Consider the following 14,111-nt stretch of genomic DNA (forward strand, 5'->3'; position numbering starts at 1 on the left):
AGGGCGATATTTATCGCCCTTTATTTTTAGCTCTTATCAAAATTACCGGTTTATTTGTTAACTGCGCCAGAACGTAGGTGAGAACAAAACCAGCAATGAGAAGACCTCTAGTCGCCCAAATACCATGGCAATCACCAGTATCCATTTGCCTGCGTCAGTAACATCAGCATAGTTGGCCGCTACGCTGCCCAATCCCGGACCTAAGTTATTCAGCATGGCCGCAGTAGCGGTAAAGGCGCTTAGGTTATCTAAACCCGTGGCAATCAAGCCTATCATAATGATGACAAACACCACTGCATAAGCTGAAAAGAACCCCCATACGGCCTCTACTACTCTGTCAGGCATGGCACGGTCGCCAAACTTAACGCTGTATACCGCTTTCGGGTGAATTAGCCTATCAACCTCACGCTTGCCTTGTAGAAACAGTAAGCACACGCGTACTACTTTTAAGCCCCCACCCGTGGAACTTGCGCACCCGCCGATAAAGCTTGAAAAAATAAGCATAATAGGGAGGAATGCCGGCCAGACTGAAAAATCAGTGGTTGCAAACCCTGCAGTGGTACTAATAGATACCGCTTGGATCATAGCTTGGTCTAAAGCCTGCTCTGCCGAGCTATAGTAGCCTGATAGCGTAAGTACTAGGAAACAAATCCCGATGAGTGAGGCTTGAATGATAAAGAACGCCTTAAACTCTGGATCGTTAAAATAGCCTTTAACCGAACGAGAGCTCACCGCCGCATAGTGTAATGAGAAGTTTAACGCAGCAATAAGCAAAAACACGGTACACACCACGTTTACCATAGGACTATTAAAATAGCCTAAGCTGGCGTCGTGGTTCGAAAAGCCACCAATAGCAACCGTTGAGAAAGAATGGCAAATCGCATCAAAAACATTCATTCCCGCAAGCCAGTATGCACCGGCACATGCAATGGTTATGGATAGGTAGATGTACCACAAATGCTTTGCCGTATCGGCAATACGCGGAGTCATTTTATTATCTTTAACTGGGCCAGGAGTTTCTGCCCGATAAAGCTGCATGCCCCCTACTCCAAGGATAGGTAGAATGGCAACTGCGAGTACGATGATACCCATGCCGCCTAACCACTGAAGCTGTTGACGGTAAAACTGTACTGAGTGAGGAAGAAAATCTATCCCCTCGATAACCGTAGCTCCAGTTGTAGTCAGGCCAGAAAATGACTCAAAGAAAGCATCGGTTACCGTCATGCTTGGTTGCTCTAGCAAGATAAGTGGAATTGCCCCCACGCTTGCTAGTACTGACCAAAACAGCGCAACAATCAGAAACCCTTCTCGTGCTCTTAAGTCATTTTTCTGCTGACGGTTGGGATACCACAATGCCATACCGCCGATGACACAAAATATAAATGCGAGGATAAAAGGCAGGCCACTGCCATCTTGATAAATCAACGACACGATAGCGGGTGGGATCATGGTTACGCTAAAAAGCGCAATTAATAACCCAAGTATTCGTATGATGGCACGGTAGTGCATTGTTTGTTATGCCTTTATTTTTATAGTGCGCATAAGGACTACTGAGCCCTAGTTACAATGTGCTTTTTGATACGGTTTCAAAAAGCGAATCTATCTACGTGAAACAAGGTAGATGAAATCCTATACGTTACGCATAGGGTTTTGATTATAGGACTATAATGAACAAGGGGAAACCTTTGTCTCCCCACTACATTAGGCTAATTACACATAAAGGCACCTGATCTTTTCACTAGGAAAAAACCAACCACTTTTATTTTTTTAGTTTCTTATTTCATAGCAAGCACGGTTTTAACCATTTTAGTAATACTCGCATTGGCTTCACTAATGCTTTGCGCCAGCATATACGCAGGTGTAGTAACAAGCTTTGCGTCATTATCAACAACCACCTCATCAACCGGGCACTCTACATGCGTTGCTCCTAATGCATTCAACCCACCAGCCGTGGCTTCGTCATTGCCAATGGTCAGTTTAGTTTTGTTGCCATACACTTTTGCTGCTAGCGCAGGTGCAATACACGCGTACGCTGCGGGCTTTTTAGCTTGTGCAAAGGCTTTGCACACTGTCAGCACCTCTTCGTTAAAGATACAATTTTCACCGTCTACAGCAAACGTGCACAGGTTCTTCGCAGCGCCAAAGCCACCAGGTAAAATAAGTGTGTCAAAAGCAGTTACGTCGCACTCAGTCACGGGTTTTATATCACCTCGGGCAATACGGGCCGATTCTACTAACACATTTCGTGCTTCACCTTCTGATACCTCACCGGTTAAGTGATTGACTACATGCAGTTGGTTTACATCTGGAGCAAAACACTGGTAAGACGCGCCTTCTTGCTCAATGGCTAAAAGTGTCAATACCGCTTCGTGTAACTCAGCCCCGTCAAACACACCACTACCACTTAAAATAACGGCTACTTGTTTCATATTGTCCTCCATAGACGCTATGCCATCTACTTATTCAAAATTTGGCTATTAAACACACAACTGTTCAAAAAAAGTTCTTAATAATACGTGTATACATTGTTAATGGTTATGCTACATTACTTGACCAACTTGGTTAAACCAAAAATAAACGTACACCAAGTTATCCACATAAAATGGAATGATAAGTAGCAGGTACGCTGTTTTCACACCTAAGTCTCATTCCCTTATTTTTCTTGATTTGAAAGGTGATCTTTAACTTGACAAAGATCATACGGATCACTGTGCCCAAAATTTTAGATCACAAAGTTATCCACAGGCGAAATGCGATCCGCTATCGACCTTAATGTTCCTTCATGATATGGCGATCTGCCCTAGCCTGTGGCATCCTTGCGCTCATATTCTCTATTGGAAAATCGCCATCTATGCCTGATTCTAAAAAGCCTCCATTTATTCTTGTCGATGGATCGTCATATCTTTTTCGTGCCTTTCACGGTTTACCACCATTAACCAACTCAAAAGGCCAAGACACCGGTGCTATTTATGGTGTTGTGAACATGCTTAAAAGCTTGATCAAACAATACAACCCGACGCATATGGCGGTGATTTTTGATGCTAAAGGCAAGACCTTTCGCGATGACATCTATAAAGAGTACAAAGCGAACCGTCCTCCGATGCCGGATGAGCTAAGAAGCCAAATCGAACCGTTGCACGCCATCATTAAAGCAATGGGTTTACCTGTTATTGTTGAGTCGGGTGTAGAAGCTGATGACGTGATTGGCACGTTAGCCAAACACGCCACAGAAAAAGGTATTGATACCCTTATCAGCACCGGCGATAAAGACATGGCGCAACTAGTAAATGAACATGTCACCTTAATCAACACCATGACAAACCAACTGATGGATGTCGAAGGTGTAAATACGAAGTTTGGTATTCCACCGGAGCTTGTGATCGACTTCCTTGCGCTTAAGGGCGATAAAGTCGATAACATCCCAGGTGTACCTGGTGTAGGTGATAAAAGTGCACAAGCCTTGTTAAACGGTATTGGCGGTATCGACGACATATATAAGAACCTGGATAAAATTGCAGATCTGTCGTTTAGAGGCAGTAAGTCGATGGCGGCTAAAATGCAGGAATACGAAGAGCAAGCTCGGCTTTCTTATACCCTAGCTACTATCAGCATCGATCTTGACCTTGACTATGATGTCGAAGCTCTTATGCCTTGCCAAGCCGATAACGAACAACTTCGCGATCTGTTTGCCGAATACGAGTTCAAACGCTGGCATGCAGAAGTAAGCGCGCTAATAGCCGGCGGAGATACCTCTGGTGCCAATGCAAACACCAACGAAGAAAAAAGCGATAGCGCAGAAGAGAGCGAACAAAGTGAATCGGTAGAGATAGATAAGTCGAAGTATGAGACAGTGCTTGATGAGGAACGCTTTAATGCGTGGGTCGCGAAGCTAGAAAAAGCCGAGCTAATCGCTTTTGATACCGAGACAACCAGCCTTAACTACATGGATGCGGAGTTAGTTGGTGTTTCATTTTGTATAGAGGAAGGTGAAGCAGCTTATGTGCCTGTTGCTCACGATTACCCAGATGCACCCGCCCAGCTATCACGAGAATTCGTATTAGACGCATTAAAACCTATTTTAGAATCGGACACCGTGATCAAAGTAGGTCAACACATAAAATACGACAAAAACGTATTAGCGAACTATGACATTACCTTAAACGGCATTGGCTTTGACACCATGCTTGAGAGCTATGTACTAAACAGTACCGCGCAGCGCCATGATATGGACTCACTTGCCCTAGCCTACCTTGGTCATAAAACTATTCACTTCGAAGAGATTGCGGGTAAAGGCGCAAAGCAGCTAACGTTTAATCAAATTAGCCTTGAAGAAGCTGGGCCTTATGCCGCAGAAGATGCTGATATCACACTTCGCTTACACAACGCTATTTGGACTAAGTTGAAAGAAATTCCTGAGCTTAAAAATCTATTGATAGATGTTGAGGTTCCCCTAGCCTGTGTACTTTCTCGCATGGAACAGGAAGGTGTATTGATAGACAGCCAAAGGCTGCGTCAGCAAAGCCAAGATCTTGCCACCCGGATTGCCGAGCTTGAAAGTGAAGTACATGAGGAAGCTGGCGAGCCATTCAACTTAGGTTCTACTAAGCAGCTTCAACATGTCTTGTTTGAAAAAATGTCGCTACCGATCATCAAGAAAACGCCTAAAGGGGCGCCGTCTACTTCTGAGGACGTACTGCAAGAACTTGCGCTTGAGTACCCGTTGCCGAAGAAGATCATGGAATACCGTGGCCTAACCAAGCTAAAGAATACCTACACGGATAAACTTCCTAAGATGATCAATCATCGTACGGGTCGAGTGCATACTTCTTATCACCAAGCAGTAACCGCCACGGGACGACTCTCTTCCACCGATCCTAACTTACAGAACATCCCTATCCGAAATGAGGAAGGTCGCCGCGTACGTCAGGCATTTGTACCAAGAGAAGGAAATAAGTTCGTCGCTGCCGACTACTCGCAAATTGAATTGCGAATAATGGCTCACCTTTCGGGTGATAAGGGTCTATTAGACGCCTTTGCACATGGCAAAGATATTCATAAAGCTACAGCGTCTGAAGTGTTTGGTGTTCCACTAGATGAAGTAACCACTGAACAGCGTCGCAGTGCAAAAGCGATTAACTTTGGCTTAATTTACGGTATGAGTGCCTTTGGGTTGTCGAAGCAACTTAATATTCCACGTAATGAAGCACAAAAATATATGGATCTTTACTTCGAACGCTACCCAGGCGTGCTTGAGTATATGGACTCAACGCGTGAGAGCGCCAAGGATAAAGGTTATGTAGAGACCGTATTTGGTCGCAGACTTTATTTGCCTGATATTAAAGCCAGTAATGGTGCACGTAGAAAAGGCGCAGAGCGCGCAGCGATAAACGCGCCTATGCAAGGCACAGCGGCAGACATTATTAAGATGGCAATGATCAAAGTTGATGACTGGATTAGAAAAAATGCATCTGATGATGTGACAATGATGATGCAGGTGCACGATGAATTGGTTTTTGAGATAAAAGAAGACAAAGTGGAAACCTATGTCTCTACTATTACTGCTCTTATGGAAAGCGCAGCTACGCTAAATGTTCCGCTGGTTGTTGAGGCTGGTGTGGGCGAAAACTGGGATGAAGCGCACTAGTTTGGTAATTAGATTACAGTTTTTACATTAAAAGGCGCGTTATATTCATTAAATTTGGTAATTTAATTACATAACACCCTTGCCTTTTCTGTGCTTTGTTGTAATATTACACATGTAGGGTACAGAGGTGAGAAAGCTGTTTTCAAACCTTTGCTTTAACCCCGACAGTTTTGTCGGGGTTTTTTTATATCTGCGGAAAATAAATAATTCAAAAATATCAATAACTTAAAAAATAAAGCGAATTTTATTTTAATTTTTCTGAACTTCTCTATTTATCACGACTCTATATCAACGGTTTTTATGTGTTTTCTCTCAGTTTACGCCTCGCTCTATGCGGGGCGTTCTTTTTTCTAACACCCCATCATACCTATCCATCGGGCACGTCAGATCAGCACAAACGGTAAGGGTGAATTGCGCTACTGTACTTCGCTATCAGAATCTTCTGTTTCGTCTTGTTTATCTAAGCCAAACCACGTATCCAAAATACGCTCTAATTCGGGTAACCCGTGCTTATTTAATGACGAGAAGGTTTGCACGGTAACATCGCCCATAAATGCCATCGCAGCTTCACGCGCCATTAACAGCTGTGCCTTTCGCTTACCGCTTTTAAGTTTGTCGGCTTTAGTGAGAAGTGCCAGTACTGGAATATTTGAGGCTACTGCCCAATGGATAAGATCTTGGTCTAAATCTTTGAAGGGGTGACGAATATCCATTAAAACGACTAATCCTTTAAGGGACTTGCGCTTTTGAAGATATTCACCAAGTGACGCCTGCCACTTCTTTTTCATGGCTACTGGCACTTTTGCAAAGCCATATCCTGGCAAATCAACCAAGCGTAAGTCTTCTTCTAATTCAAAGACGTTGATCAATTGGGTGCGACCCGGTGTTTTACTGGTTCTTGCCAAGTTCTTCTGACGAGTTAACGTGTTAAGTGCACTCGATTTACCCGCATTAGAGCGGCCCGCGAACGCTACTTCAATTCCGGTATCATTCTTTAAATGACGAATATCAGGTGCGCTCGTAAAGAATTTTGCTTTGGTGTAATACGACATCTAGACTTACCTCCACATGCGTCTCAACCTTCGGTTTACAGTTTTTTAATGAATAAACCAACTAAAAACCATAGTTTTATCATGGAATAGGTTTTTCTGACGCGTTAAATGTGTAAAATACGCATGATATCACGTATATCACGCGAGCCGTTGGATCCATTTAAGAGATTTATTATGAAAAAACTGTGTTTGTTGGTATGTATGTCTTTAGGTTTAAGCGCAACTGCTATGGCAGAAGGCGACGCCGAGGCAGGTAAAGCGAAATCTGCAGTATGTGCAGCCTGTCATGGCCCTGATGGCAACAGCATGATTGACATGAACCCAAAGATTGCTGGCCAGCATGAGAAGTACATTGTTAAGCAATTAACCGAATTTAAACTTGCCTCTCAAACAGGTGGCGAGGAAGGTCGTAATAATGCTGTGATGAACGGCATGGCTGCCCCACTTTCAGAGCAAGACATGAAAGACCTAGCCGCTTATTTCTCAAGCCAAGAGCCAAAGGCGGGTGAAACACCAGAGCAATACGTTGAAGCTGGCCGTGCATTGTACCAAGGTGGCGACGAGTCTCGAGGCGTAACTGCATGTATCGCGTGTCACGGTCCTAAGGGCAACGGCATGGGCTTAGCAGGTTTCCCTGATATCAGCGGTCAACATGCAACTTACACTGCAGCTCAATTGAAAGCATTCCGTTCAGGCCAACGTCACAATGACATGAATGGCATGATGCGTGATATTGCGATGAAATTAACCGACGAAGATATTGAGATTTTATCTAACTATATCGCGGGCTTACACTAAGCATTACCGTTTTTGCATATTGTTGTTAAAAATTTGTTACCGAAAAAGTTGTATTTTGAAATTATTCGTGTAATCTAACGGCGTAGTTTGTAGGTGCCTTTGAAAAGCTACAAGCTAAATAACAAGAATAATAATAAAAATGCAGCATGGAAGACGGGATAAAGAGCCACGAGGGCCAAAAACAACAATACAGCTCTGCTAACAATAAAAATAAGGGGAGCACGGCTAGGGAAGCAAAATACACATAGAAGTGTATAACGGGAGAGGTGTCATCTGACACTCATACAATGTAAGGTGATGGTGAGAACCATCACCTTTTTCTTTTTTAAGCCCCTTATTATTGTTCACTTTCCTATGTACTGTCCTTTATGCAAAAGCGCTAACGCGCCATCTCACTATCACTCAGATAAAAAGCGCGATTACCTCCAATGTAATCAATGCAAACTCGTTTATGTTTCTCCTGAATTCTTACCATCTAAAGAAGTAGAAAAGCAGGAGTATGACCTTCACGAGAATAGCTTTGAAGACGAAGGGTATCGAAAGTTTTTAGGAAAGGTTTTAACGCCACTTACACCTTTTATAAAAGACATGAAATTTGGTGAACTCCGAGGACTAGACTTTGGCTGTGGCCCTGCGCCTGTTTTAGCAAGTATGCTGGAAGAAGAAGGCGTTAGGATGAATATGTACGATCCCTTCTATGCACACAACTTATCGGTACTTGAGCAAAGCTATGACATAGTGACATGTACAGAGGCTATAGAACACTTTCACGCCCCTCATGTGGAATGGGCGCTTTTTAACAAACTTGTAGCTTCTGGTGGCGTTCTTGCCATCATGACCAAGCGCGTACTTGATAAAGCCAGGTTTGCAAATTGGCACTATAAAAACGACGTCACCCACGTTAGCTTTTTCAGCGAAGCAACCTTTCAATATTTGGCACAACGAGATGGCTATGATGTCACTTTTCCTGCCAGCGATGTCGCTCTATTGAGAAAGCGCTGAAACAAATTCCCGTAATACTTTATGTTCCCCGTATTGATTTTGCACTGCATACCCAAAGATCAATACGTAGACACTAATTCGCGCTATAATAGCGCTGTTTTTTCACTCTCTTTGTTATTTGGAAATTATGGCACGTTCAAAGAAATCACGTAAAGTCGGCCTAATCGGCGTTCGTAAAGATCCTGACTTTAAACCAAGCGAAAACCGTAAATCAGACTCGCCTCGCCCTAAAAAGCATAAAGGTAAGCCCGCTGGTAATCGCCACAATGTTGAACAGAAAAAAGTGACGGGCAAAAAGAGTGCTGAGAATAAAGATCCGCGCCACGGCAGTAAAAAGCCTATTCAGCTTGTAAAAGCAGTGACGCCCACCCCTGCTCAAAAGAAAAAGTACGCCACACCAGCCCAAGAACTGGCAGCGCTTGAAGCAGATCAACGCTTGTCAGATTTACTCGACAAACTTGACGACGATAAACCGCTCACCCGTGAGCAACAAGCTTATGTCGACGAGAAGATGGCACGCCACCGCATTCTTTGTGACCTATTAGGAATAGTAGAAGAGGATGATGAAGACGACGATATGGATCCGTTTAATGATTTAGACGCTATTAATATCGACGACTTTAAGCACTAATAAAAAACGGGAAAGAGTCATGCTTTGGGCAGTACTTTCAGGCATCGCGCTACTAATTATTCTTGCGCTAGGTTTTTACGCAGGCAAACTGCTGTTTATGTTAAAACAACAAAAAGAGCGACAAGAAGCGGCAAGGCAGTCGCGCGTAGCCACTATAACCGACAGTATTATAGTAATAGCTAAGGCGATGGAGCAGCAGCAATGTGATTTGTCAGAAGGCGTAATTCGCATCGTGAACTTGCTTAACGCGCTTCCAATAAGTACTCCGCCTGATTTTAAAGCGCAGTATCCCAACATTCATGCACTATTCACAGAGGTAAGCGGTTTTGCAATTTTAGAAGCAAGGCAACAGCTACCTAAGAATGAGCGAAGAAAGCAAGATATCGCTCGCGAGCAGATTGAATCGGAGTACGAATCTAAAGTGTTGGACGAATTACCACCGCTGAAGGCGTATTGTGAGACACTTATAGCCACTAAATAACGAGTAAGCGCTACGCTGATTTAAAAGATAAAATCTGATGCAATCAATATCGAAAATGGCCGAGTACAGTATGTAGTCGGCCATTTTTTTAACCCGGTTACCTTTGCCTATATCACTTTATCGCGAGCTCGCAGGTACGCTCGTAGCAATGACACCCTACCTCGTGGTCATTGACCATACCTACAGCTTGCATAAAAGCATAGCAAATCGTTTCACCTACGAAATTAAATCCGTGCTTTTTAAGTGCTTTTGACATTGCTTTAGACGCATCGGTTGATGTGGGTGCTTGCCTGAAGTCTTCCCATGCATTAATGACCGTACGTCCATCTGTAAATTGCCAAATAAAATCACTGAATGGCTGCGACGCTTCGATAGCTAAAAAACCCTTGGCATTTTTGATAACCGACTCTATTTTGAGCTTGTTTCTGATTATGCCGCTATCTTGCATAAGTCTGTCGACATCAGCGGGGCCCATCTTCGAAATTTTCTCAGGGTCGAACTGATAGAATGCCTGTTCAAAATTCTGCTGTTTTTTCAAAATGGTCAGCCAAGATAAACCAGCCTGTTGTCCATCGAGGCATAACTTAGCAAACAACGCGCGACTATCTAGCTCGGGTACACCCCATTCGTTATCATGATACGCTAAATAAATAGGGTCGCTGCTTACCCAACCGCAGCGATGCAAAGGCATATTTTTTTCTATTTTTGTTTGATTGGGCATGGCTTAAGATTAAATCCTTGTTGTGAAGTGGCATATTGGCTTTATTCGTGACGTTTTTTCACCCTTTACACCTACATACTATGCCTCACAAATTGTATACTATCCCACCTTTATTTTAAGTCAGATAACTAATAAGCAGCGGATGTATGCAGAAATACGATATTAAGACCTTTCAAGGGTTGATCCTTGCGCTTCAAGATTATTGGGCGCGTCAGGGCTGCGTTATTATTCAGCCTCTGGATATGGAAGTGGGTGCCGGTACTTTTCACCCTATGACGTTCCTACGTTCTTTAGGTCCAGAGCCAATGAGTAGCGCCTATGTTCAACCGTGCCGTAGACCAACCGATGGTCGTTACGGTGAGAACCCAAACCGCTTACAACATTACTATCAGTTCCAAGTAATGCTTAAGCCTTCACCTGACAATATTCAGGAGTTGTACTTGGGCTCTTTGAAAGAGTTAGGATTCGATCCGCTGGTTCATGACATTCGCTTCGTAGAAGACAACTGGGAATCACCCACGCTTGGTGCGTGGGGTCTAGGTTGGGAAGTGTGGCTAAACGGTATGGAAGTAACTCAGTTTACCTACTTCCAGCAGGTAGGCGGTCTAGAGTGTAAGCCTGTTACCGGCGAAATTACCTACGGCTTAGAGCGACTCGCCATGTACGTTCAAGGTGTAGATAGTATCTACGACCTGGTTTGGACTGACGGCCCTATGGGCAAAGTGACCTATGGCGATGTGTTCCATCAAAATGAAGTAGAACAATCGACGTATAACTTCGAACACGCCAACGTTGAAGCCTTATTTAGAACCTTCGACGAATGTGAAGCAGAAAGCAAAAAGCTTATCGAAAACAACCTCCCACTTCCTGCCTATGAGCAGGTTATGAAAGCGTCACACGCATTTAACTTGCTTGATGCTCGTCATGCTATCTCAGTGACTGAACGCCAGCGCTATATTCTTCGCGTTCGAACGCTAGCCAAAGCGTGTGCAGAAAGCTATTACCAAGCACGTGAAGCACTTGGCTTCCCACTATGTAACAAGGAGGCATAAGCGTGCGTACAGAAAATTGTTTAGTTGAATTAGGTACTGAAGAACTCCCACCAAAAGCGCTTAAGTCTTTAGGTGAAGCCTTCGCCACGCAGTTTGAAGCTGCGCTTACGCAAGCTGACTTAAGCTTTGATTCAGTCAGCTGGTTTGCAGCCCCTCGCCGCTTAGCCGTTTATGTTTCAGGTCTTGCTGAAGGTCAGGCTGACAAAGTAGTAGAGAAACGCGGCCCAGCAGTATCAGCCGCGTTTGACGCCGACGGTAATCCCACTAAAGCAGCACAAGGTTGGGCTCGCGGTAACGGCATTGACGTTGCTGACGCAGAACGCCTTGTAACTGACAAAGGAGAGTGGTTACTTCATAAAGCCCACGTTCCAGGGCAATCAGTTGCAGAGCTTCTAGAAGGGCTGATAAACCAAGCGGTAAGCAAGCTACCTATTCCAAAGCCAATGCGTTGGGGTAATTACAACACTCAGTTTATACGCCCGGTTCACACCCTTTGCGTGCTTTACGGAAGCGAGGTGGTTAACGTTTCTGTATTGGGCCTAACAAGCGGCCGCGTAGTTCAGGGTCACCGATTCCACGGCGAAGGTCGCTTTGAACTGGATCATGCTGACAATTACGCCTCTGCCCTAGAGCAACAATATGTGCTGGCAGATTTTGAGGCGCGTAAAGATAAAGTGCGTCAGCAGCTTGAAGACGCAGCGCAAAGCTTGTCGCTTAAGCCAGACTATAATGAAGACTTACTAGAAGAAATCGCGTCACTTGTAGAGTGGCCGGTTGTACTTCAAGCTGGGTTTGATGAGGCTTTCTTGGCAGTACCGAAAGAAGCGCTTATCTATACCATGAAAGACGACCAAAAATATGTGCCGCTGCTAGATAGCGATGGTGCACTTTCAAACACTTTCTTATTCGTAACGAATATCGAAAGTCGCGATGCGTCTCAAGTTATTTCTGGCAATGAAAAGGTTATCCGCCCTCGTCTTGCAGACGCTGAGTTCTTCTTTAACAGCGATAAAAAGACGACATTAGAAAGCCGCCTTGAAAGCTTAGAAACCGTGTTGTTCCAAAAACAGCTTGGTACGCTAAAAGAAAAGTCTGAGCGTATATCCGCCCTATCGGCGTTTATCGCGTCGCAAATAGATGCGAATGAAACACAAGCTGCACGAGCAGGTCTTCTAGCTAAAACCGACTTGATGTCGAACATGGTTATGGAGTTCCCTGACGTTCAAGGTGTTATGGGTAAATACTATGCTCTAAACGACGGTGAAGATGCGCCTGTTGCAGAAGCACTGTATGAACAATACATGCCGCGTTTTGCTGGTGACGCACTTCCTAGTTCAGGCGTTAGCGCGTCGGTTGCGCTTGCTGACAAACTAGATACTCTTGTGGGTATTTTTGGTATTGGCCAGTTACCTAAGGGTGATAAAGACCCATTTGCGCTTCGTCGTGCAGCTATCGGTGTATTACGTATTGTCACTGAGCTGTCACTGCCGCTAGATCTTGAAACGTTAGTAAGCAAAGCTATCGATGTGTATGGCGATAAGTTAACGAATGCAGAAACACAATCTCAGGTTGTTGATTTTGTATTGGGTCGATTTACTGCGCTCCTACAAGATCAAGCTATCGCCATTGACGTTATTCAGGCCGTTGCTGCTCGTCGCCCTACTAAGCCAGCTGACTACTTAGCCCGAGTTCATGCGGTAGATAAGTTCAGAGCATTGGAAGAAGCCGAAGCGCTAGCTGCCGCTAACAAGCGTGTTGCAAACATCCTTGCTAAGCAAAACGTTGAAGTAACAGACTCAGTGAATATTGATGAGTCACTGTTAGCCGAAGAAGCTGAAAAAGCGCTTTATGTTGAGCTGAAAGCCGCACAGAAAGAAGTTGATATTGCTGTTCCTTCACAGGACTACACGCGTATTCTTACTGCGCTTGCAACCTTACGTAATGTAATCGATAACTTCTTCGATAACGTAATGGTTATGGCTGATGACGAAGCGGTTAAGAATAACCGACTTGCTTTACTGTCGCTTTTAAGGCAACTTTTCCTTACTACCGCAGATATATCTATTCTCGCGAAGTCGTAGGCTAGTAAGAGTTAACGCGGTTTTATGCCGTGAATAACAAAGAGCCCAGCCTTAACGTTGGGCTTTTTTATAAATGGAGACGCTGTGAAAAAGTTACTAACTATTGCTTCTATATGCATAACACTTTCAGCATGCTCAAGCAGTGGAAGTTTTAAAATTCCAGAAATAGCACCGGACGTGCCTCGCATTCAATTCGAAAACATGTTTCTTAGAGGTGTATTTAACTGGTGGGAGGCTGACCCAAGTTACAAGTTCAAACGATCAAATTCAGGCTGGACAGTAGACGTTGAACTCATCGCCGACGGACAACCTTATGATTTTAGGTTGTCAGATGCAAAATGGACGCCCTCACAAAGCTGTGGCGGCAAATATAAAGGGCAGCCTGTAATGTTAGGCTCCACTGTTTATTTAGTCTGCGAACAGGGCTCAGAGAACTTGCAATTTACCCCCTCCTCAACTGGCACCTATCGCTTTACAGCAACAGCAGCAAGTGCGGGGGAAGTCGCCTTGGTCGTTTCTAAAATTTGAACTTGAGTGCCGTGTAGTAAGTAGCGGCATTCACTAATCCTCTTTTCATTGTAAAGACTCTTGCCTCATATTCAATGCCAATAAAAAGTTCTCTGTTTTATACGAGTAATTCACCTGAGCT

At 44.2% G+C, this 14,111-nt stretch carries 12 protein-coding genes; 8 read left to right on the forward strand and 4 right to left on the reverse strand.

All coding sequences use genetic code 11. The features are described 5' to 3' along the window. Window positions 1-57 precede the first annotated feature (57 nt). Window positions 58-1,509 carry a TrkH family potassium uptake protein gene (locus ACFI6J_RS20515; RefSeq protein ID WP_014947725.1) on the reverse strand — a complete coding sequence of 484 codons (1,452 nt, stop codon included), beginning with the start codon at window positions 1,507-1,509 and terminating at the stop codon, window positions 58-60. 266 nt (window positions 1,510-1,775) lie between these two features. Then, on the reverse strand, window positions 1,776-2,429 hold the full coding sequence (gene elbB, locus ACFI6J_RS20520) for an isoprenoid biosynthesis glyoxalase ElbB (protein ID WP_069943464.1): 654 nt from the start codon (window positions 2,427-2,429) through the stop codon (window positions 1,776-1,778). 422 nt (window positions 2,430-2,851) lie between these two features. On the opposite strand from elbB, the gene polA reads away from it, so the two are divergent. After that, the gene (polA, locus tag ACFI6J_RS20525) at window positions 2,852-5,644 is read left to right on the forward strand and encodes a DNA polymerase I (protein ID WP_462586358.1); all 2,793 of its coding nucleotides are present in this window, start codon (window positions 2,852-2,854) and stop codon (window positions 5,642-5,644) included. Window positions 5,645-6,060: 416 nt separating this feature from the next. Here the strand turns inward: polA and yihA are convergent, their stop codons facing one another. Next, window positions 6,061-6,696: a ribosome biogenesis GTP-binding protein YihA/YsxC gene (gene yihA / locus ACFI6J_RS20530; RefSeq protein WP_423084103.1), complete on the reverse strand. Its 636-nt coding sequence runs from the start codon at window positions 6,694-6,696 to the stop codon at window positions 6,061-6,063. Window positions 6,697-6,870: 174 nt separating this feature from the next. Here yihA and ACFI6J_RS20535 point away from each other — a divergent pair, with 174 nt between their 5' ends. The 4 genes from ACFI6J_RS20535 (at window position 6,871) to ACFI6J_RS20550 (ending at window position 9,608) form a co-directional block, all read left to right on the forward strand. Continuing rightward, a complete protein-coding gene (locus tag ACFI6J_RS20535; protein ID WP_014947721.1) occupies window positions 6,871-7,494 on the forward strand; it encodes a c-type cytochrome in 624 nt (207 codons plus the stop codon). A gap of 300 nt (window positions 7,495-7,794) precedes the next feature. Then, on the forward strand, window positions 7,795-8,496 hold the full coding sequence (locus ACFI6J_RS20540) for a class I SAM-dependent methyltransferase (RefSeq protein WP_014947720.1): 702 nt from the start codon (window positions 7,795-7,797) through the stop codon (window positions 8,494-8,496). 127 nt (window positions 8,497-8,623) lie between these two features. Beyond that, window positions 8,624-9,127: a Der GTPase-activating protein YihI gene (yihI, locus tag ACFI6J_RS20545; protein WP_014947719.1), complete on the forward strand. Its 504-nt coding sequence runs from the start codon at window positions 8,624-8,626 to the stop codon at window positions 9,125-9,127. 19 nt (window positions 9,128-9,146) lie between these two features. Further along, a complete protein-coding gene (locus tag ACFI6J_RS20550) occupies window positions 9,147-9,608 on the forward strand; it encodes a DUF2489 domain-containing protein (protein WP_014975247.1) in 462 nt (153 codons plus the stop codon). A 112-nt stretch (window positions 9,609-9,720) separates the two neighbouring features. Here ACFI6J_RS20550 and ACFI6J_RS20555 read toward each other — a convergent pair whose 3' ends face one another. Further along, window positions 9,721-10,329, reverse strand: a complete 609-nt coding sequence (locus ACFI6J_RS20555) for a DNA-3-methyladenine glycosylase I (protein ID WP_014975246.1) — start codon at window positions 10,327-10,329, stop codon at window positions 9,721-9,723. 146 nt (window positions 10,330-10,475) lie between these two features. On the opposite strand from ACFI6J_RS20555, the gene glyQ reads away from it, so the two are divergent. The 3 genes from glyQ to ACFI6J_RS20570 all read left to right on the forward strand — a co-directional run bounded on the left by glyQ (window position 10,476) and on the right by ACFI6J_RS20570 (window position 13,990). Continuing rightward, window positions 10,476-11,381: a glycine--tRNA ligase subunit alpha gene (glyQ, locus tag ACFI6J_RS20560; protein ID WP_014947716.1), complete on the forward strand. Its 906-nt coding sequence runs from the start codon at window positions 10,476-10,478 to the stop codon at window positions 11,379-11,381. A gap of 2 nt (window positions 11,382-11,383) precedes the next feature. Continuing rightward, a complete protein-coding gene (glyS, locus tag ACFI6J_RS20565) occupies window positions 11,384-13,462 on the forward strand; it encodes a glycine--tRNA ligase subunit beta (RefSeq protein ID WP_462586359.1) in 2,079 nt (692 codons plus the stop codon). 84 nt (window positions 13,463-13,546) lie between these two features. Beyond that, window positions 13,547-13,990, forward strand: coding sequence for a hypothetical protein (locus ACFI6J_RS20570; protein ID WP_462586360.1), 444 nt, complete (start codon window positions 13,547-13,549; stop codon window positions 13,988-13,990). Window positions 13,991-14,111: the final 121 nt, after the last annotated feature.

Source organism: Alteromonas sp. G4i13 (genome assembly GCF_054960505.1).